18 protein-coding genes are annotated in these 24,294 nt (G+C 64.4%); 8 read left to right on the forward strand and 10 right to left on the reverse strand.

Annotation, left to right across the window (positions count from 1 at the left end):
* Positions 1-147: 147 nt before the first annotated feature.
* The 7 genes from recG to ubiA all read left to right on the forward strand — a co-directional run bounded on the left by recG (position 148) and on the right by ubiA (position 7,445).
* Positions 148-2,442, forward strand: coding sequence for an ATP-dependent DNA helicase RecG (gene recG / locus PW947_RS23365; RefSeq protein WP_299634776.1), 2,295 nt, complete (start codon positions 148-150; stop codon positions 2,440-2,442).
* Between the two features lie 246 nt (positions 2,443-2,688).
* Positions 2,689-3,648, forward strand: coding sequence for a LysR substrate-binding domain-containing protein (locus PW947_RS23370; protein ID WP_299634777.1), 960 nt, complete (start codon positions 2,689-2,691; stop codon positions 3,646-3,648).
* A 187-nt stretch (positions 3,649-3,835) separates the two neighbouring features.
* A complete protein-coding gene (locus PW947_RS23375) occupies positions 3,836-3,973 on the forward strand; it encodes a hypothetical protein (protein WP_299634778.1) in 138 nt (45 codons plus the stop codon).
* Between the two features lie 75 nt (positions 3,974-4,048).
* On the forward strand, positions 4,049-5,497 hold the full coding sequence (locus tag PW947_RS23380; protein ID WP_299634779.1) for a catalase: 1,449 nt from the start codon (positions 4,049-4,051) through the stop codon (positions 5,495-5,497).
* Positions 5,498-5,554: 57 nt separating this feature from the next.
* Positions 5,555-5,686 carry a hypothetical protein gene (locus PW947_RS23385; protein ID WP_299634780.1) on the forward strand — a complete coding sequence of 44 codons (132 nt, stop codon included), beginning with the start codon at positions 5,555-5,557 and terminating at the stop codon, positions 5,684-5,686.
* A 161-nt stretch (positions 5,687-5,847) separates the two neighbouring features.
* On the forward strand, positions 5,848-6,342 hold the full coding sequence (locus PW947_RS23390) for a Dps family protein (protein ID WP_299634781.1): 495 nt from the start codon (positions 5,848-5,850) through the stop codon (positions 6,340-6,342).
* A gap of 239 nt (positions 6,343-6,581) precedes the next feature.
* Positions 6,582-7,445 carry a 4-hydroxybenzoate octaprenyltransferase gene (ubiA, locus tag PW947_RS23395; RefSeq protein WP_299634782.1) on the forward strand — a complete coding sequence of 288 codons (864 nt, stop codon included), beginning with the start codon at positions 6,582-6,584 and terminating at the stop codon, positions 7,443-7,445.
* A gap of 87 nt (positions 7,446-7,532) precedes the next feature.
* Here the strand turns inward: ubiA and proC are convergent, their stop codons facing one another.
* The 6 genes from proC to PW947_RS23425 form a co-directional block, all read right to left on the reverse strand.
* Entirely contained in the window at positions 7,533-8,348 is an 816-nt protein-coding gene (proC, locus tag PW947_RS23400; protein WP_299634783.1) for a pyrroline-5-carboxylate reductase, read from the reverse strand.
* A gap of 14 nt (positions 8,349-8,362) precedes the next feature.
* Positions 8,363-9,061, reverse strand: a complete 699-nt coding sequence (locus tag PW947_RS23405; protein WP_299634784.1) for a YggS family pyridoxal phosphate-dependent enzyme — start codon at positions 9,059-9,061, stop codon at positions 8,363-8,365.
* Positions 9,062-9,122: 61 nt separating this feature from the next.
* Positions 9,123-10,361 (reverse strand): glycolate oxidase subunit GlcF, encoded by a 1,239-nt coding sequence (gene glcF, locus PW947_RS23410; protein WP_299634785.1) that lies wholly within the window; start codon positions 10,359-10,361, stop codon positions 9,123-9,125.
* A 7-nt stretch (positions 10,362-10,368) separates the two neighbouring features.
* On the reverse strand, positions 10,369-11,457 hold the full coding sequence (glcE, locus tag PW947_RS23415) for a glycolate oxidase subunit GlcE (protein ID WP_299634786.1): 1,089 nt from the start codon (positions 11,455-11,457) through the stop codon (positions 10,369-10,371).
* A 150-nt stretch (positions 11,458-11,607) separates the two neighbouring features.
* Positions 11,608-13,101: an FAD-linked oxidase C-terminal domain-containing protein gene (locus tag PW947_RS23420; RefSeq protein WP_299634787.1), complete on the reverse strand. Its 1,494-nt coding sequence runs from the start codon at positions 13,099-13,101 to the stop codon at positions 11,608-11,610.
* Between the two features lie 139 nt (positions 13,102-13,240).
* On the reverse strand, positions 13,241-14,659 hold the full coding sequence (locus PW947_RS23425) for an FAD-linked oxidase C-terminal domain-containing protein (RefSeq protein ID WP_299634788.1): 1,419 nt from the start codon (positions 14,657-14,659) through the stop codon (positions 13,241-13,243).
* A 182-nt stretch (positions 14,660-14,841) separates the two neighbouring features.
* On the opposite strand from PW947_RS23425, the gene PW947_RS23430 reads away from it, so the two are divergent.
* Complete coding sequence (locus PW947_RS23430; RefSeq protein WP_299634789.1) at positions 14,842-15,474, forward strand: cob(I)yrinic acid a,c-diamide adenosyltransferase; 633 nt, start codon at positions 14,842-14,844, stop codon at positions 15,472-15,474.
* A gap of 63 nt (positions 15,475-15,537) precedes the next feature.
* On the opposite strand, the gene aroG is transcribed toward PW947_RS23430, so the two are convergent.
* The 4 genes from aroG to PW947_RS23450 all read right to left on the reverse strand — a co-directional run bounded on the left by aroG (position 15,538) and on the right by PW947_RS23450 (position 24,056).
* On the reverse strand, positions 15,538-16,611 hold the full coding sequence (aroG, locus tag PW947_RS23435) for a 3-deoxy-7-phosphoheptulonate synthase AroG (protein WP_299634790.1): 1,074 nt from the start codon (positions 16,609-16,611) through the stop codon (positions 15,538-15,540).
* 408 nt (positions 16,612-17,019) lie between these two features.
* Positions 17,020-18,486: a metalloprotease TldD gene (tldD, locus tag PW947_RS23440; protein WP_299634791.1), complete on the reverse strand. Its 1,467-nt coding sequence runs from the start codon at positions 18,484-18,486 to the stop codon at positions 17,020-17,022.
* Positions 18,487-18,701: 215 nt separating this feature from the next.
* Complete coding sequence (locus tag PW947_RS23445; RefSeq protein WP_299634792.1) at positions 18,702-19,562, reverse strand: carbon-nitrogen hydrolase family protein; 861 nt, start codon at positions 19,560-19,562, stop codon at positions 18,702-18,704.
* 69 nt (positions 19,563-19,631) lie between these two features.
* Complete coding sequence (locus PW947_RS23450) at positions 19,632-24,056, reverse strand: AsmA-like C-terminal region-containing protein (protein ID WP_299634793.1); 4,425 nt, start codon at positions 24,054-24,056, stop codon at positions 19,632-19,634.
* Positions 24,057-24,294 lie beyond the last annotated feature (238 nt).

A 24,294-nucleotide genomic window follows, 5' to 3' on the forward strand; every position in this document is an offset into this window, starting at 1 on the left:
GCGGGCCAACTGGATGCGAAAACGGAACGGAATGGCGCGAAGCCGTGCAGCGAGCGGCTATGATTGCGGGACGCCGCAGCGACCCGCGTACCGGCGCGCTGAGCGGCCATACCATTGAAAGCCGATATTGTACTTGCGAAGCGACCCATGCCCTTGTCCGAACACCGTCCGTCTCCCGATGCCGATGAAGTCGAGGCCGCGCCGAAGCGCCGCGCCGCGCGAGGCAGGACGGCGAGCGGCGAGCCGGGCGCGGGCGGCGACGCGCCCATGATGGACCGCACGAAAGAAGCCGCGAGCGAATCCGCTCAGGCCACCGCGAACGACAGCTCGAAGGCCCAGGCGAAGTCCGCGGCCAAAGACGCGAAGAGGAAACCGGCGCCCGCCAAAACCGTCGACAAACTCGCGAAACTCGGGCTCACGCGCGACATCGATCTGGTGCTCCATCTGCCGATGCGCTACGAGGACGAAACCTCGCTGACGCCGATCGGCCATCTGCTGCCGGGCGGCATCGCGCAGACCGAAGGCGTCGTGTACGACAACGAAATCGCGTACCGGCCGCGTCGCCAGTTGCTGGTCAAGATGCACGACGACGCCGGCGACGAACTGATCCTGCGCTTTCTGAATTTCTACGGCTCGCAAGTCTCGCAAATGGCGATCGGCAAGCGTCTGCGGGTGCGCGGCGACGTGCGCGGCGGCTTTTTCGGCATGGAGATGGTGCATCCGGCCGTACGCGTCGTAGACGACGACACGCCGTTGCCGCAAGCGCTGACGCCCGTTTATCCGAGCACGGCCGGCGTGTCGCAAGCCTATTTGCGCAAGGCGATCGACAGCGCGCTCGCACGCACGTCCTTGCCCGAATTGCTGCCCGACGCGATCGCCCGAACCTACATGGCGCCGCTCGGCGTGCCCGGCCTGATGGACGCGGTGCGCACGCTGCATCATCCCGACGCGAGCTCGGACGAAACCGCGCTGATCGACGGCACGCATCCGGCGTGGACGCGTATCAAGTTCGAGGAATTGCTCGCGCAGCAACTGTCGCTGAAGCGCGCGCACGAAGAGCGCCGCCGACGCACCGCGCCGACAATGCCGCGTCGCGCGTCGGACGATCCCACTTCGCTCGTCAGGCGTTTGCTCGACACCTTGCCGTTTTCGCTGACGGCGGCGCAGCAGCGCGTCGGCGGCGAGATTGCGCTGGATCTGACGCAGCCGCATCCGATGCAGCGTCTGTTGCAGGGCGACGTCGGCAGCGGCAAGACCATCGTGGCCGCGCTCGCCGCCACGCAGGCCATCGACGCCGGCTACCAGGCCGCGCTGATGGCGCCCACCGAAATCCTCGCGGAACAGCACGCGCGCAAGTTGCGCGGCTGGCTGGAACCGTTGGGCGTGTCGGTGGCATGGCTGGCCGGCAGTCTGAAGGCGAAAGAGAAGCGCGCCGCGATCGAAGCCGCCGCGCTCGGCACGGCGCAACTCGTGATCGGCACGCACGCCATCATTCAGGACGCAGTGGAATTCGCGCGCCTCGGTCTGGTGATCGTCGACGAACAGCACCGGTTCGGCGTTGCGCAGCGGCTTGCGTTGCGGGCCAAGGCGCAGAACGCGTCGGACGGCGCGCACGATTTTCAGCCGCATCAACTGATGATGTCCGCGACGCCGATTCCGCGCACGCTCGCGATGACGTACTACGCCGATCTCGACGTCTCCACCATCGACGAATTGCCGCCCGGCCGCACACCGATCCTGACCAAGCTGGTGTCCGACGCGCGCCGCGAAGAAGTGATCGCGCGGGTGCGCGAGGCAGCGTTGACGGGGCGTCAGGTGTATTGGGTGTGTCCGCTGATCGAGGAAAGCGAGACCTTGCAGCTGCAGACGGCGGTCGAGACTTACGAAACGCTGGTCGCCGCGTTGCCGGAGTTGAACGTCGGACTGGTCCACGGACGCCTCGCGCCAGGCGAGAAAGCGTCGGTGATGGATGCGTTTTCGCGCAACGAAGTGCAACTGCTGGTCGCGACGACGGTGATCGAAGTCGGCGTGGACGTGCCGAATGCGTCGTTGATGGTGATCGAACACGCCGAGCGGTTCGGGCTCGCGCAGTTGCATCAGTTGCGCGGACGCGTGGGGCGGGGCACGGCGGCGTCGGTGTGTGTGCTGCTCTACACCGGCCCACTGTCGATGACCGGCCGCGCGCGATTGCAGACGATGCGCGAAACCACCGACGGCTTCGAGATCGCGCGGCGGGATCTGGAGATTCGCGGTCCGGGCGAATTCCTCGGCGCGCGGCAGTCGGGCGCGGCGATGCTGCGCTTCGCCGACCTCGAAAACGACGGCTGGTTGATCGAACCTGCGCGGGAAGCCGCGGGCGTGCTGCTGGCGGAATACCCGCTGGTGGTCACGCAGCACCTGACGCGCTGGCTCGCGAACCGCGAGCAGTTTCTCAAGGCCTGAGCGGCATGCGCGTGATGCGTTGGCACTTTCTAACGATTTCGACACGCTTTTGCAAAGAAACCCTGACGCGTCATCGAACGGTAAAAAGCTGCAAACCGACTGGCGGTGCGGTCGCGGACGAGCCGCCGCACAAGCCTCGCACGGACCCGCTGCGCACCGAGCGGCCAGAACTTGGCGAATCGACCCCATACAGTGTATAACTCACATAACTGAAACCTATCGATCCACCGCACTGATTGGTCCCCAATGACGCTCACTGAATTGAAATACATCGTCGCGGTTGCCCGCGAACGGCATTTCGGCCGCGCGGCCGAGGCGTGTTTCGTCAGCCAGCCGACGCTGTCGGTCGCAATCAAGAAGCTCGAAGACGAGCTCAACGTGCAGATCTTCGAGCGCGGCACGAGCGAAGTCAGCGTGACGCCGATCGGCGAGCAGATCGTCACGCAGGCGCAACGCGTGCTCGAACAGACGCTCGCCATCAAGGAAATCGCGAAGCAGGGCAAGGATCCGCTGGTCGGGCCGCTGCGTCTGGGCGTGATCTATACGATCGGGCCGTATCTGCTGCCCACGCTGGTCAAGCAGATGATCAAGCGCGTCCCGCAGATGCCGTTGATGCTTCAGGAAAATTACACGCTGAAGCTGATCGAACTGCTCAAGCAAGGTGAAATCGACGTCGCGATCATGGCGTTGCCGTTCCCCGAAACCGGTCTTATGCTGCGTTCGCTGTACGACGAACCGTTCGTCGTCGCGCTGCCGTCGGGTCATGCGTGGGAAACGCGTCCGAAGATCGATCCGGACGACCTCAAGCAGGAAACCATGCTGCTGCTCGGCAGTGGTCACTGCTTCCGCGACCATGTGCTCGGCGTCTGTCCGGAACTGATGCGTTTTTCGCAAAACGCGGACGGTATCCAGAAAACGTTCGAAGGCTCGTCGCTGGAAACGATTCGTCACATGGTGGCAAGCGGCGTGGGCATTACCGTGCTGCCGCGCATGTCGGTGCATGAGGTCAAGCCGCATGCGGGCGGGATCGATGCCGGTCTGCTCAGCTATGTCGCGTTCGACGATCCGGTGCCGGATCGCCGCGTGGTGCTCGCGTGGCGCAAGAGCTTCACACGCATGCCCGCCATCGATGCAATCTGCGACGCGATCGCCGCGTGCGACCTGCCGGGCGTCAAAAAGCTCGACATGCCCGCTGCCGTCAACTGAGCGGAAACTGAACGGAGCCGGGCGCCCGCCCGGTGATTCCGTGCGCCGCGCGCACCGCGCGCGAGCGCAAAAAGGCGGCTGATGCCGCCCCCTATCGAATAGATTAAGTTAATCAACCACGCTAATTCGATAGCATTGTTATAGTGTTCCTCACGGGTCGCCTGATCCGACCACACCGGAGGACACCATGACGCAACCCCACACGCAGCCATCCCAGCCCACTGCTACGCAACCTGCCGCGGCCTCGACCGGTTTTGCCGCGTCGTTCGGTAGCTTGCGCACCGTCGCGGTGTCGTTGCTGGTCGATCGCGCGCTGGCAGGCTGAGCCCTCCCGTTACCGTCCATTCGCTTTTGCTTCGACGTTCCGTCGATTCCCACAATAAGACCTGGAGTTCCCACGATGACCGAACGCAATCTCACCACCGCTGCCGGCGCACCCGTCGCCGATAACCAGAACTCCGTCACCGCCGGCCCGCGCGGCCCGGTCGTGCTGCAAGACGTGTGGTTGCTCGAAAAGCTCGCCCACTTCGACCGCGAAGTGATTCCCGAGCGCCGCGTTCACGCGAAGGGTTCGGGCGCATTCGGCACGCTGACCGTCACGCAGGACATCTCGCGTTTCACGAAGGCCAATGTGTTCGCCGAAGTCGGCAAGCAAACGCCGATGTTCATGCGCTTTTCGACGGTTGCCGGCGAGCGCGGTGCCGCAGACGCCGAACGCGACGTGCGCGGTTTCTCGATCAAGTTCTACACGGAAGAGGGCAACTGGGACATCGTCGGCAACAACACGCCGGTGTTCTTTATCCGCGATCCGCTGAAGTTTCCGGACTTTATCCACACGCAAAAGCGCGATCCGTACACCAACATGCGCAGCAACGTCGCCGCGTGGGACTTCTGGTCGCGTCATCCGGAATCGCTGCATCAGGTGACGATCCTGATGAGTGATCGCGGCATTCCGCAGAACTTCCGTCAGATGCATGGTTTCGGTTCGCACACGTACTCGTTTATCAACGCGAACAACGAGCGTTTCTGGGTGAAGTTCCACTTCAAGTCGATGCAAGGCGTCGAGAACTTCACGGATGCCGAAGCGGCGCAAGTGGTCGCGAACGACCGTGAAAGCGCACAGCGCGATCTGATCGGCAACATCGACGAGGGCAATTTCCCGAAGTGGCGCTTCGCCATCCAGGTGATGCCGGAAGCCGAAGCCGCGACCTACCGCTTCAACCCGTTCGACATCACGAAAGTCTGGTCGCAGAAAGACTATCCGTTGATCGACGTCGGCACGATCGAGTTGAACCGTAATGCGCAGAACTATTTCGCGGACGTCGAGCAGGCTGCATTTACGCCCGCCAACGTCGTGCCGGGCATCGGCTTTTCGCCGGACCGTCTGTTGCAAGGGCGTCTGTTCTCGTACGGCGATACGCAGCGTTATCGCCTTGGCATCAACCATCACCAGATTCCGGTGAATGCGTCGCGCGTCGCCAACCCGCACTCGTTCCATCGTGACGGCGGCATGCGCGTGGACGGCAATCTGGGCGGCAACGTGAACTACGAGCCGAATCGCTTCGGCGACTTCGCGCAAGACCGCAACGCGTCGGAGCCGCCGCTCGCAGCGGGCGCGGTGGACCGTTACGATCATCGTGATGACGGCGATTACTACACGCAGCCGGGCATGCTGTTCGCGCTGTTCGACGATGCGCAACGTCAACGGCTGTTCGGCAACATCGCCCGTCACGTCGCCGGCGTGCCGAAGGAGATCGTCGCGCGTCAGATCGAGCATTTCCGCAAGGCGGACCCGGCTTATGCCGAAGGTGTGATCGCCGCGATCGCGGCGCTCGCGGAAACGAAGTAAGCAGAACGCGCGCGTCGGGCGCGCGTTCTGAACCGTGCAGACTCAAGGAGAAGAATCATGGTCCATGCGATTCAGCGCACACTGGTCACGAACAGCGCGATGTCGCGCACCGCGCTCGGCCTCGCGATCGTCACGAGCGGTTTCGCGGTCATCGTCGCGCAGGGCGTGCAGCACGCATTCGGCGGCTGACCGGGCGCTGCTGCGCGCTTGCGCCACAGCGCGCAGCAGCGAGTCCCGCGTTGTCGCTGCGTTGATTCAGGCTAAACTATCGGTCGTTCAAGCGTTGATGCTTTCACACACATCACCATAGAACCGCCGACTGGTTCGAATCACTCTTCAAAGGAGTCATCATGGCCAAGAAAGAAGCCGCACCCGTCCAGCACGTCAACATCGGTATCAGCGACAAAGACCGCAAGAAAATTGCCGAAGGTCTGTCGCATCTGCTGGCCGACACGTACACGCTTTACCTGAAGACCCACAACTTCCACTGGAACGTCACGGGTCCGATGTTCAACACACTGCATCTGATGTTCGAGACGCAGTACAACGAACTCGCGCTCGCAGTCGATTCGATCGCGGAACGCATCCGTGCGCTGGGCGTGCATGCGCCGGGCAGCTATCGTGATTTCGCAAAGCTGTCGTCGATCCCGGAAGCGGACGGCGTTCCGGCTGCCGAAGAAATGATCCGCCAGCTGGTGGAAGGTCAGGAAGCCGTGGTCCGTACCGCACGCGCAATCTTCCCGTCGACGGAAGCCGCGAACGACGAACCGACTGCCGACCTGCTGACGCAACGCATGCAAACGCACGAAAAAACCGCGTGGATGTTGCGTTCGATGCTGGCTTGAGCGCAACCGGAACCCGGCACGTCACGCGCAACATCGCGACACACCGCGGGTTCCGATGCACACGCAGCACAGCGAAAAGCCCCGCCCCGCGCGGGGCTTTTTCGTTGACGGGTGCGCCTTCGCGCCTGTCCGTCGCCGCGATGCAGCCGACAACCGGTCCGCATCGCGATAGCCGCTAAAATAGCGGCATCGCGTGGCATCGCGCCACTTATCGCATCGCTCAACGCCTCAGGTTCATCATGCTAGCCCGACTCCCGCTCTATTGGCGTCTTATCCGGATGGACAAGCCGATCGGCAGCCTGCTGCTGCTGTGGCCGACGCTCAACGCGTTGTGGATTGCGTCGGACGGACGCCCGTCGCTGTCGCTATTGCTGATCTTCGCGGTCGGCACGGTGCTGATGCGCTCGGCCGGCTGTGCGATCAACGATTACGCCGACCGCGACTTCGACCGCTACGTGAAGCGCACCGAAAACCGTCCGCTGACCTCCGGCAAGATCCGTTCGTGGGAAGCCGTCGCGCTCGCCGCTGGACTCGCGCTGGTCGCGTTTTTGCTGATCCTGCCGCTCAATGCGCTGACGAAAGAGTTGTCGGTGGCGGCGTTGTTCGTCGCGGGTAGCTATCCGTTCACGAAACGTTTTTTCGCCATTCCGCAGGCGTATCTGGGCATCGCGTTCGGCTTCGGGATTCCGATGGCGTTCGCGGCCGTGCAGAATCACGTGCCGATGCTCGCGTGGATCATGCTGATTGCCAACGTGTTCTGGTCGGTCGCGTACGACACCGAATACGCGATGGTCGATCGCGACGACGACATCAAGATCGGCATTCGCACGTCGGCGCTGACCTTCGGCCGCTTCGACGTCGCCGCGATCATGCTGTGCTACGCGGTCACGCTGGGCATCTACGCGTGGATCGGGGTTTCGCTCGCGTTCGGCGTGCTGTACTGGCTCGGACTCGCGGCGGCCGCGGGGTGTGCGGTCTATCACTACACGCTGATTCGCAACCGCGAACGCATGCCGTGTTTCGCCGCGTTCAAACACAACAACTGGCTGGGCGGCGCGCTGTTCGCCGGGATCGCCGCGCATTACGCGATCGCATCGTTCTAGGCGGTGGTTTCGCTGGACGAATGCAAAAAAGGCGACGGGAAATCCCGTCGCCTTTTTCATTTCCGGTTACCGCGCGAACGCGCCGCGTTACTGCTGACCGAATTCCTCGCCCATTTCCTTCGCGCGGGCGTCGGCGGCGAGCGCGCCGCGCACGATCGCATCCTTCACGCCGAGCGCGTCGAAGGCGGCCAACGCAGCGGCTGTCGTGCCGCCTTTCGACGTCACGCGTTCACGCAACACACTCGCCGGTTCGTCCGATTGCGCGGCCAGTTGCGCCGCGCCCGTGAAGGTCGCGACCGCGAGCGCGCGGCCTTGCTCGTCGTCCAAGCCGAGCTGACGAGCGGCTTCCTGCAACGCTTCGATGAAATAGAACACGTAGGCCGGGCCGCTGCCTGAAATGCCCGTGACCGCATCGATCTTCGATTCATCGTCGAACCAGACGGTTTCGCCGACCGCGCCGAGCACTTGCGTCGCGAGCGCGCGACCGCTTTCGTCGACATCGCCGGTGGCCGCGAGGCCCGACACACCCATGCCGATCAGCGCAGGCGTATTCGGCATCACGCGGACGATCCGTGCATGGCCGTTCAGCCAGCGCGCCAGGTCGATGCTGCGAATCCCGGCCATGATGCTGATCACCAGTTGCGAGCCGTTCAGATGCGGCGCGAGCGCCCCGGCGACATCTTTGGCGCCTTGCGGTTTGACGGCCAGCATGATTGCATCGAAGTTCGACAGCGTTCCGTCGATGGCTTCGCCGGTCGTGACGCCGAACTGTTGCACGTTGCGCTCGCGCGCCGCCTGGTTCGGGTCGATCACATAGACATCCGACGGCGCGACGCCGCGTTTGATAAGGCCGCCGATCAGCGCCGCAGCCATGTTGCCGCCGCCGATAAATGCAATTTTCATGATGTTCCGGGTAATCAGTTGGAGTAGTCGCGTGCGCCGAAAATGGCTGTGCCGACCCGCACGATGGTGGCGCCTTCGAGAACGGCGGCTTCGAGATCGTCGGACATGCCCATCGACAGCGTGTCGAGCGCAAGGCCGTCCGCATTCAACTGCTCGAACAGTTCGCGCAACTTCCGGTGCGGCTCGCGTTGCGTCTCGATGCTGCCGGCCGGTTCGGGAATCGCCATCAGGCCGCGCAGACGCAGTTGCGGCATCGCGGCGATCGCGTGGGCGACTTCGGATGCTTCGGCGGCCGTTACGCCGCTTTTCGACGCTTCGCCGCTGATGTTGACCTGCAGACAGACGTTGAGCGGCGGCATCGACGCGGGGCGCTGTTCGGCCAGCCGTTGCGCGATCTTGAGACGATCGACCGAATGCACCCAGTCGAAGTGCTCGGCGACCGGGCGCGTCTTGTTCGACTGCAACGGCCCGATGAAATGCCATTCGAGCGATGTCCGCAAATCGGCCAACGCGTCGATTTTGGTCAGCGCTTCCTGCAGGTAGTTTTCACCGAACGCCCGTTGACCGGCGGCATGCGCGGCGCGCACGTCTTCGGCGGGGAAGGTTTTGGCGACGGCCAGCAGGGTCACCGAACGCGGATCGCGTCCGGCCACGTGCGCGGCGAGGGCGATGCGCTGCTGCACCGCGTCGAGGTTGTGTACGAGATCGGGCATGAACCTGAGGTGTCGTTCAGAAAGCGATATCCCCGATTATACGGACGCTGCGCCGATCGTTTCACCCGTGGTCGGTGGGAGACAGCATGTGCTCGACGAGTTCGATCCAATGCGCGACCGGCGTAGACGTGCCGCTTTGCAGATGCGCGATGCAGCCGACGTTCGCCGACACGATCACTTGCGGATCCTGGGCATGCAGCCGATCGAGTTTCTGATCGCGCAGCGCATAGGACAGTTTTGGTTGCGTCAGCGAATACGTGCCCGCCGATCCGCAGCACAAGTGACTATCCGCAGGCAGCCGGACATCGATGCCGAGTGCGCCGAGCAGATGCTCGACCTTGCCGCGAATCTGCTGGCCGTGCTGCAACGTGCACGGCGGATGAAACGCGACGGTATGCACCGAACGCTGACGCGTCGCGGCGGCCAGCGCGTCCTCGAATTCGGGCAGGATTTCCGCGAGATCGCGGGTCAGCCCGGTGATGCGCGCGGCCTTTTGCGCATACGCCGGATCGTCGCGCAGCAGATGCGCATATTCCTTGACGGTCGCGCCGCAGCCCGACGCGTTCATCACGATGGCTTCGACACCCTGTTCGACATACGGCCACCACGCGTCGATATTCGCGCGGATGTCGTCGAGCGCGTCGTCGTTGTAGCCGAGATGCAGACGGATCGCGCCGCAGCAACCGGCCTCCGGCGCAATCACCGTCTCGATGCCGAGCCGGTCCAGCACGCGTGCGGTCGCGATATTGACGTTCGGCATCATCGACGGTTGCACGCAACCCGCGAGCATCAGCATCTTGCGCGCGTGTGTCGCGGTCGGCCACGTGAGCGGGCGTTGCCGCGCGGGCACCTTGTCGCGCAGCTTCTTCGGCAGCAGCGCGCGCACGTGCTGTCCGATGCGTATCGCGGGCGTGAACAGCGCTTCGTTCGGCACGAAGCTCGCCAGCAGACGACGCGTCAGACGCTGGCCGAACGGACGCGGCACTTTTTCTTCGGTCAGCTTGCGGCCGATCTCGACCAGTCTTCCGTATTCCACGCCGGACGGGCACGTCGTCTCGCAATTGCGGCAGGTCAGGCAGCGGTCCAGATGCACTTGCGTACTGCGCGTCACTTCCGCGCCTTCGACCATCTGCTTGATCAGATAGATGCGGCCACGCGGACCGTCGAGTTCGTCGCCGAGCAGTTGATAGGTCGGGCAGGTCGCGGTGCAAAAGCCGCAATGCACGCACTTGCGCAGAATGGCGTCCGCTTCGACGCCGTCGGGAGTGTGGCGAACGAAGTCCGCGAGGTTGGTTTGCATCGCGTGCTCAAAAGTCGGGATACAGCCGGCCGCGGTTGAAGATGCGCGCGGGGTCGAACGCTGCCTTCAGGCCGCGATGGATTTTCATCAGCGGTGCGGGCAACGGCGTGAACACCCCGGCGCTTCGGTCGAAGCCTGCGCCGGTACGGAAGATCGTCGCGTGGCCGCCGGCCTGTTTCGCGCTGATGCGCACGGTTTGCGCGTCGGTGTCGGTGATCCACCAGCGCTGGCCGCCGCCCCATTCCATCAATTGCGCGCCGGGCAGTTGCAACGGCTCGGTGACCGTCGGCAACGACAGTCGCCATAACGCGGCTTTCGGCGAGATCGCCGCAAAAAATGGATCGGTCTGTTCGCGCAGGCCGGCCCAGAAACGATCGGCTTCGACCGCATCGACGACTTCGCCGCCCAGCGACGTGCGCGCGCTTTTCACCGCGCTCTCCGCACCCGCGAGACGCACGGCGAGCGTGCCGTTGCGCCACGCGCTGCCGGTGATCGGCAGCGGATGACCGCCCCATTCGTTGAGCTTGCGCACGGCGTCGGTGCCGTTCATATCGAATTTGAGTGTGGCTTCCGCCTGCGGACGCGGCAGCACCTTGACCGACAGTTCGAGGATCAGCCCGAGCGTGCCGAGCGAGCCTGCCATCAGCCGCGACACGTCGTAACCCGCGACGTTCTTGACGACCTGACCGCCGAAATGAAGCACCTGGCCTTGTCCGTTCATGACGACCGCGCCGAGCACGAAGTCGCGCGCCGCGCCCGCCGACGGCCGGCGCGGCCCGGCGATCCCCGCCGCGATGCAGCCGCCGAAGGTGGCGTCCGGGCCGAAGTGCGGCGGCTCGAACGGCAACATCTGATGATGCTCGGCGAGCTTTGCCTCGATCTCCACGAGCGGCGTACCGGCCCGCGCGGTGATCACCAGTTCGGCCGGGTCGTACGCGATGATGCCGCGGTAAGCGCAGGTGTCGAGGAGTTCGCCTTCCAGGGCCTGGCCGTACCAGTCTTTGGTACCGCCGCCGCGTATGCGCAGCGTGCGGCCTTCCCCGCTTGCCGAGCGGATGCGCCCGGCCCAACCGGCCACGATGTCGTCCTCTTCCATGGTGTCCTTCGTTGTTTGTCGTTCGATTGTACCTGGCACGACCATGCTGACAACCCGGAACGGACCCGTATCGGGTAATCAGGGAAGGGTTTGAAAGCGTTGCGCCACGGAGCCCGCAGCCGCGAAGGCGGCGGGCTGCCGGGCGGTGGCCTAGAAGCGGGGTAGATCGGGATGCGGCAGCAGTCCGCCGCGCACGTGCATCTTGCCGTACTCGGCGCAGCGCGCGCGGGTGGGGATGCCCTTGTCGGGATTAAGCAGGCCGGGCGGGTCGAAGGCGCGTTTCACCGCATGGAACGCGTCACGCTCTTCCGGCGAAAACTGCACGCACATCGAGTTGATCTTCTCGATGCCGACGCCGTGCTCGCCCGTCACGGTGCCGCCCAGTTCGACGCAGGCTTCGAGAATGTCGGAGCCGAATGCCTCCGCGCGATGCCACTCGTCGAGATCGTTGCCGTTGAAGAGGATCAGCGGGTGCATGTTGCCGTCGCCCGCATGGAACACGTTGATGCAGCGCAGCCGGTAGGTCTTTTCCATCGCCTCGATGCGCGCGAGCAGCGGCCCGATACTGCGACGCGGCACCGTGCCGTCCATGCAGTAGTAGTCAGGCGAAATCCGTCCCGCCGCCGGAAACGCATTCTTGCGGCCGGACCAGAAGCGCAGCCGCTCGCTCTCGTTGCGCGAAATCTGGATACGCGTCGCGCCATGTTCGCGCAGCACGGCCGTCATCCTGACGATCTCGTCGGCGACTTCTTCCGCCGTGCCGTCCGATTCGCACAGCAGGATCGCCGCCGCGTCGAGGTCGTAACCGGCCTTCACGAATTCCTCGACCGCCTGCGTGGCCGCCTTGTCCATCATTTCGAGACCGGCCGGGATGATGCCCGCCGCGATGATGCCGGCCACCGCATCGCCGCCTTTCACGACGTCGTCGAAACTCGCCATGATGACCTGCGCGGTTTGCGGCTTCGGGATCAGGCGAACCGTGACTTCGGTGACGATCGCGAACATGCCTTCGCTGCCGATCAGCACCGCCAGCAGATCGAGCCCCGGCGCGTCCGGCCCAAGTGAACCGAACTCGACGATCTCGCCTTCCATCGTGACCGCTCTGACGCGCAACACGTTGTGCACCGTCAGACCGTACTTCAGGCAATGGACGCCGCCGGAGTTTTCCGACACGTTGCCGCCGATCGTGCACGCAATCTGCGACGACGGATCGGGCGCGTAGTACAGCCCGTAAGGTGCGGCGGCTTCGGAAATGGCAAGGTTGCGCACGCCCGGCTGGACGATTGCGATGCGCGCGTAGGGATCGACATCGACGATCTTGCGAAAGCGCGCGAGCGACACCACCACGCCGTGACGGATCGGCATCGCGCCGCCCGACAGACCGGTGCCCGCGCCGCGCGGCACGATCGGCACATCGAGCCGATGACAGATCTGCACGATCCGCTGCACCTGCGATTCCGTTTCGGGCAGCGCGACGGCAAGCGGCAGCCGTCGGTAGGCGGCGAGCCCATCGCATTCGTACGCGACCGTGTCTTCTTCGCGATACAGCAGGCAATGCGTGGGCAGCACCGCCATCAACGCCTGCACGACTTCGCGCTGGCGTTGCGCGAGCACTTCGGCCGACAGATCGGTGGGTGCGTTCATGGGTCGTCTCCTCCTGCGCAACGTGCTGCGATTGTGTGGCACGCGCGAGGCCGCGGGCGGTTCTTATCGGATTTGCGGATGTATCCGCAGCCGCGCAACCTCGATTCCTACAGCGACTAATCCGGCGTCGTACGTGCCTTTACGCGGCCGACCACAGGAAGATCTTGCCGGGATTCATCAGGTTGCGCGGATCGAGCGCGTGTTTGATCGAGCGCATGGTATCGACCGCGACTTCGCCGTGTTCTTCGAGCAGAAAGCCCATCTTGTGCAGGCCGACGCCGTGTTCGCCCGTGCAGGTGCCGTCCATCCGCAACGCGCGTTCGACGATGCGATGGTTGAGCCGTTCGGCTTCGACCAGTTCTTCGGGCTTGTCGGGATCGATCAGGATCGCGACGTGGAAATTGCCGTCGCCGACATGGCCGACGATCGGGCAGGGCAGCGGCGAGGCCAACAGATCCTGCTCCGTTTCGACCACGCATTCGGCGAGGCGCGAGATCGGCACGCAGACGTCGGTGGTGACGGCGCGGCAACCTGGCTTCAACTGCAGCATCGCGAAATAGGCGTTGTGCCGCGCATTCCACAGACGGCTGCGATCTTCGGGGCGGGTCGCCCATTCGAAGCCTTCGCCGTTGTTTTGCGTGGCCAGTTCCTGAACCAGCTCCGCCTGTTCCTTGACGCCGGATTCGGTGCCGTGGAACTCGAAGAACAGCGTCGGCGCTTCGCGCAGCGTCAGGTTCGAATGACGGTTGATCGAGCGGATCGCGAGCGAATCGACGAATTCGACCCGCGCGATCGGCACGCCGATCTGGATCGTTTCGATGACGGTGCGCACCGCTTCGCCCATCGACGGAAACGTGCAGATTGCCGCCGACACCGCTTCCGGTTGCGGATACAGGCGCACGGTGATTTCGGTGATGACGCCGAGCGTGCCTTCCGATCCGACGAACAGACGCGTCAGGTCGTAACCCGCCGACGATTTGCGCGCGCGCGTGCCGGTCTTGATGACGCGGCCATCCGCCAGCACGACCGACAGGCCGAGCACGTTTTCGCGCATCGTGCCGTAGCGGACCGCGTTGGTGCCCGACGCACGCGTCGCCGCCATGCCGCCGATGCTGGCGTCCGCGCCCGGGTCGATCGGGAAGAACAGTCCGGTGTCGCGCAGCGCTTCGTTCAGCTGCTTGCGCGAAATGCCGGGCTCGACCGTGACGGTCAGGTCTTCCGCGTCGATCGACAGCACGCGGTTCATCTCCGACAGATCGATCGACACGCCGCCTTGTACCGCGAGCAGATGTCCTTCCAGCGACGAGCCGTTGCCATACGGAATGACCGGCACGTTGTACTGGGCGCATAGCTTGACGACGGTTTGCACGTCTTCGGTGGTGCGGGCAAATACGACTGCATCGGGCAGTTGCGGGTCGAACGGCGATTCGTCGCGGCCGTGATGGGCGCGCACGGCGTCGGCGGTGGTCACGCGGTCGGCGAACGCATCTTTCAGCGCGGCGAGGAGTTCGGCGGGAAAGGGGCGGCGCAGGGCGGCCGACGGAGTGGGCTGGTTCACGCGTGTCTCCAGATGACGGAATTGCGTTTTATAAGATGGCTTATTTTACGCCGTTCGTTTGCTGCCCGGCGGCCAGTCGGGCAGGGGAAAACTATAATGTCAGCGGCTTCCGGCGTGGTTTCGGCGGCGGATTCCGGCGCTTGTCGCCGGCAGCAGTAACGCAACGAAAGGACGTGCAGATCATGGGTAACCGCTTGAGCAAGATTGCAACCCGCACCGGCGACGACGGCACGACGGGCCTCGGCGACGGCAGCCGGGTTCGCAAAGACAGCGCGCGGATTGCCGCGATCGGCGATGTCGACGAACTGAATTCGAATCTCGGCGTGCTGCTGTGCGAAAGCGTGCCGGACGACGTGCGGGCGGCGCTGGTGACGATCCAGCACGATCTGTTCGATCTCGGCGGCGAGTTGTGTATTCCCGGCCATACGATGATCGCCGATGCGCAGCTTGCGCAACTCGACGCGTGGCTGGCGGCGTACAACGCGACATTGCCGCCGCTGAAGGAGTTCATCTTGCCGGGCGGGTCGCGCGCGGCGGCGCTCGCCCATGTGTGCCGGACCGTGTGCCGTCGCGCGGAGCGGTCGATCGTGGCGCTGGGCGAAGCGGGCGGCGCGGGCAACGCGGGCAACGATGCCGCTGGTGTGAACGATGCGCCGCGCCGTTATGTGAACCGGCTGTCGGACCTGCTGTTCGTGCTGGCCCGCGTGCTGAATCGCGCGGACGGCGGCGCCGACGTGTTGTGGCGGCACGATCGCGGCGGCAACGCGCAGGCCGACCAGCCCGACCAGCCCGACGATTCGCCCGAACGATCATAAAAAAACCCGGCGCCCGGCCGGGTTTTTTCTTACGGAAACAACGCGTTGCTCAACCGCGACGGCTCAATTGCCGCTGCCTCGCGCGACGCGTCGCTGTTTCACCGACTCCGCCAGTCCTTCGAGCACATTGACGCTGTCTTCCCAGCCGATGCATGCGTCGGTGATGCTTTGGCCGTAGGTCAGCGCGCAGCCTTGCTGCAAGTCCTGACGGCCCGCCACCAGGTGCGATTCGACCATCACGCCGACGATGCGCTCATCGCCCGACGCGATCTGACGACCGATATCCGCGCAAACCGGAATCTGGTTCTCGTGCTTCTTCGAGCTGTTCGCGTGGCTTGCGTCGATCATCAGGCGCGCCGCGAGGCCCGCCTTGCCGATGTCGGCACACGCCGCGTTCACGCTTTCCGCGTCGTAGTTCGGCGCTTTGCCGCCGCGCAGGATGATGTGGCAGTCTTCGTTGCCCGCGGTCGAGACGATCGCCGAATGGCCGCCCTTCGTCACCGACAGGAAGTGGTGCGGCTGCGAAGCCGCCTTGATCGCATCGACGGCGATCTTCACGTTGCCGTCGGTGCCGTTCTTGAAACCCACCGGGCACGACAAGCCCGACGCCAGTTCGCGGTGAACCTGCGATTCGGTCGTGCGCGCGCCGATCGCGCCCCACGAGATCAGATCGGCGATGTACTGCGGGCTGATCATGTCGAGGTATTCCGTGCCCGCCGGCAAACCGAGTTCGTTGATGCGCAGCAGCAGTTCGCGCGCGGTGCGCAAGCCGTCGTTGATCTTGAAGCTGTTGTCCATGTGCGGGTCGTTGATGAGACCCTTCCAGCCCACCGTCGTGCGCGGCTTTTCGAAGTACACGCGCATCACGATTTCCAGTTCGCCGGCGAAACGCTTACGTTGCTCGACCAGACGGTTCGCGTATTCCATCGCGGCTTTCGTGTCGTGAATCGAGCACGGGCCGACGATCACGATCAGCCGGTCGTCCATGCCGTGCAGGATGCGGTGCATCGACTGACGCGAGTTGTAGATCAGGCTCGACACGGCTTCGTCGCAAGCGAATTCGCGGATCAGGTGGGCGGGCGGCGTGAGTTCTTTCAATTCGCGAATCCGGACATCGTCGGTGTTGTGCGGGGGCATGTTTTTTCTCCAATTCTTCAGTTCGTAGCGTGTTCGCGCGGGCAAGAAAAACGGTGATGCCGGAGCGGACAACCATCAATCAGGACAGACGTTTCAGTGTGAGGATCAGCTGTGTCAGGCGAAAAAAAACCGCCAGACTCGCTGGCGGTTTTTCGTGAATTCTGGTGTTTAACGTGCGCTTACACCCCTCTCGATCCGCCAACGGTCTGAGATGCCCAAAAGGAATAAAAGTAAAACTTGGCGGACATGGCGTTTAGGGAATCGAGAAAATTAAGCTTGGGTAAGGTGGATGACTTTATAACCTGCGAATGCTCGGCTGACAAGCGTTGTCACGTTAAAATGCGGACAATCCGCACGTTTCAATGCTTTTATGCATGAAACGTGCAAATTGCCGATTCCATCAAAAAATCAGGCCGTACCGCCGACCGTCATTTTGTCGATCCGCAACGTCGGCTGACCGACGCCGACCGGCACGCTCTGGCCTTCCTTGCCGCACACGCCGACGCCCGAATCCAGCGCCATGTCGTTGCCGATCATGCTCACGAACTTCAGCGATTCCGGACCGCTGCCGATCAGCGTTGCGCCCTTGACCGGGTACGTGATCTTGCCGTTTTCGATCATGTAAGCCTCGGACGCGGAGAACACGAACTTGCCGTTCGTGATGTCCACCTGACCGCCGCCGAAATTGACCGCATACAGGCCGTTCTTCACCGACTGAAGGATTTCCTGCGGGTCCTTGTCGCCGTTGAGCATGTAGGTGTTGGTCATGCGCGGCATCGGCAGCGCGGCGTAGGATTCGCGGCGCGCGTTGCCCGTTACCGGCATCTTCATCAGGCGCGCGTTCAGCGTGTCCTGGATATAGCCCTTCAGGATGCCGTCTTCAATGAGCGTCGTGCACTGGGTCGGATTGCCTTCGTCGTCGATGTTCAGCGAGCCGCGACGGTTCGGCAACGTGCCGTCGTCGACGACCGTGACGCCTTTCGCCGCCACCTGTTCACCGATCCGCCCGGCAAATGCCGACGAACCCTTGCGGTTGAAGTCGCCTTCGAGACCGTGGCCGATCGCTTCGTGCAGCAGCACGCCGGGCCAGCCCGGTCCGAGCACGACGGTCATCGCGCCGGCGGGTGCCGGACGCGCTTCGAGATTCACCAGCGCCGCATGCACCGCGTCGTCGACGTACTTCGACAGCAGTTCGTCGGTGAAGTAGCCGTAGTCGAAACGTCCGCCGCCGCCGCCGCTGCCCACTTCGCGACGGCCGTTCTGCTCGGCGATCACCGTGACCGACACGCGCACCAGCGGACGGATATCCGCCGCGAGCGCGCCGTCGCTGCGCGCGACCAGCACGACGTCGTATTCACCGGCGAGACCGGCCATCACCTGTTTGATGCGCGGGTCTTTGGTGCGGGCGATTTCCTCGATGCGTTCGAGCAGCTTCACCTTGGCGGTGGCGTCGAGCGAATGGAGCGGATCGGCGGGCAGATACAGATCGCGGCCGGTGATTTCGGTCAACGACGATGCCACCTTGATTTTCTGCTTGCCGCCGCCGGCCTTCGCGATCGAACGCGTGGCCAGCGCCGCCTGACGGATCGCCTCGGGCGACAGGTCGTCGGAATAGGCAAATGCGGTGCGATCGCCGGACACGGCGCGCACGCCGACGCCTTGATCGATGCTGAAACTGCCTGATTTGACGATGCCTTCCTCAAGGCTCCACGCTTCGCTGCGCGTCATCTGGAAATACAGATCCGCGTAGTCGATACGGTGCGTGAAAATTTCGCCGAGCGTCTTGATCAGCAGCGCTTCGTCGAGGCCGTACGGCGTGAGGAGGATGTCCTTGGCAGTGGCGAGGTTTCGGATTCCGGGTTCGATGATATTCATGCGGAGTATGTTCTGCTCGATACGAAGGATTCGGGGGTGGGCGCACCTGTCAGATGGTGGGCGCCGCCTTGCTTTCAATGCCGCCTGTCATTCATGCGGCCCGATACGAGCCGCGGATGTCCTGATTCTGTCAGTGTCCTGCACTTCGGGGGAATCTGCGATTGAAACTTTGAATCGGCACGATGCGACGGCTGCCGTTCCCGGTCGCCGCGCGCTCACGTCAGCACGCGATGACGCCACGCGGGCAGGCTCTGCCGCACTTCGGCGATCCGCGCGCGATCCAGGTTGCCGGCCACCACGCCTGCGCCTTCGTCACGCACCGCGACGATTTCGCCCCACGGGTCGATCAGCATGCTGTGACCCCACGTGCGACGGCCGTTTTCGTGCTTGCCGCCTTGTGCCGCGGCCAGCACGTAACACTGGTTTTCGACGGCCCGCGCGCGCAGCAGCAGTTCCCAGTGCGCGCGGCCGGTGGTGTACGTGAACGCGGACGGCACGACGATCAGCGCGCAATTGCCCATCGCCCGGTACAGCTCGGGGAAGCGGAGATCGTAGCAGACCGACAGACCGACCCGGCCGAACGGCGCATCGAAGGTGCGGACGGTTTCGCCCGGCCGGATCGTGCGCGCTTCGTCGAACGATTCTTCGCCTTTTTCGAAACTGAACAGATGGATCTTGTCGTAGCGCGCGGCCTCGTTGCCTTGCGGGTCGAACACCAGCGTGGTGTTCAGCACGCGTTCCGGCTCTGGTGCGGTCAGCGGCAGCGTGCCGCCGATCACCCAGACGCCGTGGCGACGCGCGGCGTCGGCGAGAAAACGCTGGATCGGGCCGTCCTGCCACGGTTCGCGGACGCTCAGCTTGTCGGTGTCCTTGAAGCCCATGAAGCAGAAGTATTCGGGCAGCAACACCAGTTGCGCGCCGTCGGCGGCGGCTTCGGCGATCAGACGTTCGGCTTCGGCGAGATTGCGGTCGGGATCGGGCGTGCTGACCATTTGCAGCGCGGCGACGCGCGCGATCTGATGCGGATCGGCAGGCTGCGCCGGCGCTGGGGATGAGTTGACGTTCGGTTCGCTCATAGGCGTGTCGCGTGACTCCCGGCTGGACGGCGGACTGCGCGAGCGCCGCCGTGGTGGATCATCTGTCGATCATTGCGCGCCGACCGTCGAAGCCGGCCCGGTCATATTACCGCGATCGCCTTTTACCCGCTCGACGTGCGGTTTCTTCCACGAACCGGTGATCGCATATTCGCGCGCAAACGCGGTCGAGATCGACTTGGTCAGCGCCAGATCGGCGACCAGCGCGCCCAGGCCGATCAGCGGATTGATCACCGCGGCCGCGACCACCGCCGCGCCCGCGCTGACGGTCGGCACGACCTGCACGTGCAGGTTCTGGGTTTCCTGCGCGAGATCGACGCTGCCTTTCATTTCAGCGCGCGCCGGGGCCGTCACGAGCTTGAAGTTGTCGGTGCGGCCGATGCCGTTATGGATTTCGGCGGTGCCCGTGACGCGTTCGAACGGCAGGCCTTCGCCGATCACATCGCGGAAATTCAGCGTCGCGAAACGCGCCAGGCTTTGCAGGCTCAGCACGCCGAGCAGCTTCGCGACGCCCGGATCGACCTTCAGGATCTGGCCGTGATGCAGATCGACGGCGAGGTTGCCGTTGAGCGTCGTGTAATCGATCGAGGTCGGGCCGCCGCGCCACACGACCTTGCCCGACAGCGTGCCGCTGCCGTATTTGATCGTGCGCGGCTGGCCGGCGCGTTCCAGCAACGCGCCCGCGTCCTTGATGTTCAGCTTGAAATCGAACACGGTGCGGCGCGGGATATCGTCGTCGGGATTGACCGGGAAATCGGTCGACGTGCGCCAATTCGCGGTCGCGGTCAGCGTCGCGGCCGGGTTGCTGATGTCGAGCTTGTCCAGTTGCCAGACCGGCACGCCGTCTTCGTCGAAGTTGTGCGCGTCCACTTCGAGCCGTCCGATATCCCGGCCGCGATAAATCAGTTCGTTGACGACCAGGTCGATCGACGGCATGTTCTGCGCGGGCGCGGACATCGCGCGGCCCAGCAGGTCGTTCTCTGTGGCCGACGGAATCACGACGCGTGCGAAGCGCGCCTGCAACGTGCCGGGCGAATCGTGGGTCGCGCCCGGCAGCCACGACACGTGGCCGGACACCTGATTCGACGCGACGTTCGCCTGCCATTTGCCGTCCGCGTGCGACGCACCGACGATCACGCTTTCCCAGTGACGCTTCAGCAGCGTCAGCGTGTTGATGTGGACGGCAAAGCGGTTCGGCAGAAACGGCGTGAGCGCGTTGGCCGGGAGCGGCGTGTCGGCGGATGCGGTCGTTTCGGGCGCCGGATTTGGACGCGGCGCGGCGGCGCTCGCGGTTTGAGCCGGGTCGGGTGAAGCGGAAGAGGCGGGCAAGGCGGACGTCGCTTGCGTGACGGATGCCGGCGCTTGCGCCACGTGTTCGGCCGGTCGGGCCGCCGCCGGCTGGCTCCGCAATTGCGTGATGACGGCGCGCCACGCGTCGGCGTCGAAGGTATCGAGATCGACGGCGGCGATCACGCCTTCGGTCGGTAATTCGGCGGGTTTGTTCACGCCCACCGCACCGACGATCACGGTCGGCGTTTCGTGCGGCACGTAGCGCAGCAGATAGCTGGCGGCGATCGGTCCGAAGGTCAGGTCGGCGCGTTGAACACTGGCTCCCGCCAGCGCGGCGGTAGGGTCATCGGCGTTCCGCGCGGGCGTCGTCGTCGCTTTGCGGGCGGCGCTTTGCGCGACGTTGCCGACCGTGCTGCCCGCCACACCGTCCGCTTCCGGCCGCAGACCGAAATGCAGCGGCATCGGCGCGCCGACCGGTTTGTTGAACGGCGCGGGAAAGTCGAGCGCGAGGCCGGTCAGATCGGAATTCGCCGTCACTTCTGGCAAGCGGCCCTTCGCGCCGCGCACGTTCAGCGCGTACGGCGCGGTGCCGCTGATCCGCGTCAGCACCTGCGCGGCGGGACCGTGCAGGTTCAGACCGCGCGCGGCATCGACGGCGACCTTGCCGTTCAGATCGAGCGCATACGTGCCGTCTTTTTTCATGCCGCCGTCGGCATGCAGTTCACCGCCGAGGAACTGGCCCGCGAGCCGCTCGACCTGCGCGGTGTATTCGGTGAAGCGCACGCGGCCGGTCAGATCGGACAGCGGCGGCACGTTGTCGATCGACAGCCGGTTGTGGTCGAACGCCAGTCCGCCTTCCACCGAAATATGCGGCTTCGGCGTGCGGGGAATCGTCAGTTTCAGCGCGAGTGCGGCGGTGCCGTCGGCCTGCAGTTTTTGGGTCGCGTGTTTCGACAGGCCGCCGAGCGCGCTCTCGTTCACATAGTCGAGCATGTCGGCCAGCGGGCCGCGCGCGTGACCGTCCACCGTGAAGTTCGACGCGCGGTTGCCGAGATCGTCGATCCGGCCTTTGACGTCGTACAGCCCGACGCGTTTGTAATTCGCGTGCGACGCGTCGATGCGCAACTTGTTCTGGCTCAATTCGAAGGTGCCGTCGATCCCGTCGAAGCCCGGCCACACGCTCGGCGTGCCATTCTTCATCTTGCGCGGCGGAAACGGCGACGGCTCGAAACGGCCGCCCTTGAACGGCGCGACGATGTGGAAAATGCCGGCCTCAGGCGCGCGCGAGTACGGGAACTTGGTCAGATCGCCGTGAATTTCGAACGTCGCACCGTGCGACGTGCCGCCCTGCAACGCGTGACCGAGATAAATCCGCAGCTTTTCGCTGATGCTGGTCGGCAGATAGCGGACGATCCGCTTGACCTGCGCGCGTTGCACGGTCGCCTTCAGGTCCAGCGAGCCGCGTCCGTGGCCCGGATTGGTGTACTGCGCGGTGGCGGTGGCGGCGGTGTCGTCGTTCGAGACGCTCAGCTTCGACACGTTCACCGAAAACGCCTTGTGCGTTTCGCCCTGCGGCGTGGGCAGGATGGTCCAGTCGGCATCGCCCTGAAGCCGGTCGAAGGTCAGGCGCGGATCGTCGAACACGCCCGGCAAGGTCAGCGCGACCTGATGCGTGTCGAGCGAGACCGAACCGTGATTTTCGTCGGCGTCCACCGTGCCCCACAAATTCTCGATGCCTGGAATCCCGGCGCGCGGGTGGTTCATCGGCGTGAGGCCCGGCGGCGGTTCCTGCGCGGCGACGCTGATGCCTTTCAGATTGCCTTTAAACCGGTAACGCACGATCGGCTCCGCGCCGGTCGCATGCCGTTCGGCGCCGCCCGGACCGCTTTCCGGCTTCGCGCGTTCCACTTCGATCACGTAATCCGACACGAGCCCGCGCGGATTGAACTTCACCAGATTGTTCAGCAGCGGACGCGGCAGCGGCAACGCACGGCTGAATTCGGCAAGGATGCCGAGATCGACGCGATCGCCGGCCACGCTGATCAGTTGGCCATGCTGCACCGACGCCATCCGGTAATGGCCGCGCAAGGTCGTCAGCGCCAGCGTGCGGGTGACGGGCGTGCCGTCGTCGAGCGGCGGCTGGCCGAGTTCGGCATGCAGGTTGTCGAGTTGTAGCGTGTAGTCGCCCGGCTGCGCGTTCACGTTCCACGAAAAATTCGCGACCGGCACGTCGAGACGCGGCTGGGTCGGCCGCACGCGCATCGACACGTTGGTGCCCGACAACTGGCCGCCCGCCGAGGTCAGCTTGCCGTCGGCGAAATCCATCCAGATCGCGTTATCGATGCGGCCCGCGAAAGTTTCGATCGGGAAATCCATATAGCCGGCCAGCGCCGGCAGATCGACCGGTCCGGTGGACACATACGCGTGGCCGCTCCAGTTGATCGGCTTGCCGATCGGCTTCATCGGCGCGCTCTTGAACTGCGCGCGAAAATCGAGCGGGCCGTGCAGCACACGACCGTCCGGCGGCGCCTGCAATGCGAGATGGTGATCGGTGTGCGTATTCAGGATGGCGAGACGGATGTCGCGCAGCGCGAGTTCCGGCGCGTCGTGTCGCGCGTCGCGCCAGCGCAGCGTGCCGCCACGTAAAACGATTGCCTGCTGACGCAAAAGCCAGGTGGAAAACGTGTCGTTGCCCGTGTGCGTGGTCGCCATCGTCACGCCCGCCACCGACAGCGAACCATCCGACGCGCGCGCAACCAGCACATCGGGCTGATCGACCACGAGCGTCGAGAGGATCGGTGCGAACTGCCATAGCGAACTCCACGACACCGTCGCGGTGGCGTGCGGAATCGTCAGCGCGACGTTGCCGTTGCGGTCGCGGATCGTCAGGTCGGAGATGTCGAGACCGGGCTGAAAACCGGTCCAGTGCGGCGCGAGTTTGCCGATCGACAGTTGCGCGTGGATCTTGCTGGAGACCGTCGCTTCGATGCGCGGGCGGAACGCGTCGATGCGCGGCAACACGACATAACGCAGACCCGCCACCAGCCCGACCGCGATGAAATACAGCACCACCGCGATCGCCAGCACGACACGCAACGTGTGACGCAGCACCGCATGATCGCCGCCGCGTGCGGGGGCGATCTGTCCGGCTTCGTGCGGGTCGGCGGAATCGGTGCGCTCGGACATGCTGCGGCGGGTTGGGCGTATGGTAATTTGAGGATAGGACGAACGAAATGTAACACACGGGTCATCGGCGACGAATCTCCGGAAACCCTGTAGCGATGCCGCCTGGCGGCCTGTCGGCGGTCGTTTCGGATGCCGCTGGAATGGCATGGGACGTGTGTAACGAGCGTGGGTAACGGCGCGGTTTTCGGGTAGCCTGTCGGCCGGTTCACGGATGGTCCGGCGGTTCGTCCGAAGGCTG

It is taken from the genome of Paraburkholderia sp. (assembly GCF_028283785.1).
Taxonomy (GTDB): domain Bacteria; phylum Pseudomonadota; class Gammaproteobacteria; order Burkholderiales; family Burkholderiaceae; genus Paraburkholderia.

What these genes read in the sequence shown, in the direction of transcription:
- recG (WP_299634776.1), top strand. Translation starts at nt 148, where the DNA reads ATGCCCTTGTCCGAACACCGTCCGTCTCCCGATGCCGATGAAGTCGAG.
- PW947_RS23370 (WP_299634777.1), top strand. Translation starts at nt 2,689, where the DNA reads ATGACGCTCACTGAATTGAAATACATCGTCGCGGTTGCCCGCGAACGG.
- PW947_RS23375 (WP_299634778.1), top strand. Translation starts at nt 3,836, where the DNA reads ATGACGCAACCCCACACGCAGCCATCCCAGCCCACTGCTACGCAACCT.
- PW947_RS23380 (WP_299634779.1), top strand. Translation starts at nt 4,049, where the DNA reads ATGACCGAACGCAATCTCACCACCGCTGCCGGCGCACCCGTCGCCGAT.
- PW947_RS23385 (WP_299634780.1), top strand. Translation starts at nt 5,555, where the DNA reads ATGGTCCATGCGATTCAGCGCACACTGGTCACGAACAGCGCGATGTCG.
- PW947_RS23390 (WP_299634781.1), top strand. Translation starts at nt 5,848, where the DNA reads ATGGCCAAGAAAGAAGCCGCACCCGTCCAGCACGTCAACATCGGTATC.
- ubiA (WP_299634782.1), top strand. Translation starts at nt 6,582, where the DNA reads ATGCTAGCCCGACTCCCGCTCTATTGGCGTCTTATCCGGATGGACAAG.
- proC (WP_299634783.1), bottom strand. Translation starts at nt 8,348, where the DNA reads ATGAAAATTGCATTTATCGGCGGCGGCAACATGGCTGCGGCGCTGATC.
- PW947_RS23405 (WP_299634784.1), bottom strand. Translation starts at nt 9,061, where the DNA reads ATGCCCGATCTCGTACACAACCTCGACGCGGTGCAGCAGCGCATCGCC.
- glcF (WP_299634785.1), bottom strand. Translation starts at nt 10,361, where the DNA reads ATGCAAACCAACCTCGCGGACTTCGTTCGCCACACTCCCGACGGCGTC.
- glcE (WP_299634786.1), bottom strand. Translation starts at nt 11,457, where the DNA reads ATGGAAGAGGACGACATCGTGGCCGGTTGGGCCGGGCGCATCCGCTCG.
- PW947_RS23420 (WP_299634787.1), bottom strand. Translation starts at nt 13,101, where the DNA reads ATGAACGCACCCACCGATCTGTCGGCCGAAGTGCTCGCGCAACGCCAG.
- PW947_RS23430 (WP_299634789.1), top strand. Translation starts at nt 14,842, where the DNA reads ATGGGTAACCGCTTGAGCAAGATTGCAACCCGCACCGGCGACGACGGC.
- aroG (WP_299634790.1), bottom strand. Translation starts at nt 16,611, where the DNA reads ATGCCCCCGCACAACACCGACGATGTCCGGATTCGCGAATTGAAAGAA.
- tldD (WP_299634791.1), bottom strand. Translation starts at nt 18,486, where the DNA reads ATGAATATCATCGAACCCGGAATCCGAAACCTCGCCACTGCCAAGGAC.
- PW947_RS23445 (WP_299634792.1), bottom strand. Translation starts at nt 19,562, where the DNA reads ATGAGCGAACCGAACGTCAACTCATCCCCAGCGCCGGCGCAGCCTGCC.
- PW947_RS23450 (WP_299634793.1), bottom strand. Translation starts at nt 24,056, where the DNA reads ATGTCCGAGCGCACCGATTCCGCCGACCCGCACGAAGCCGGACAGATC.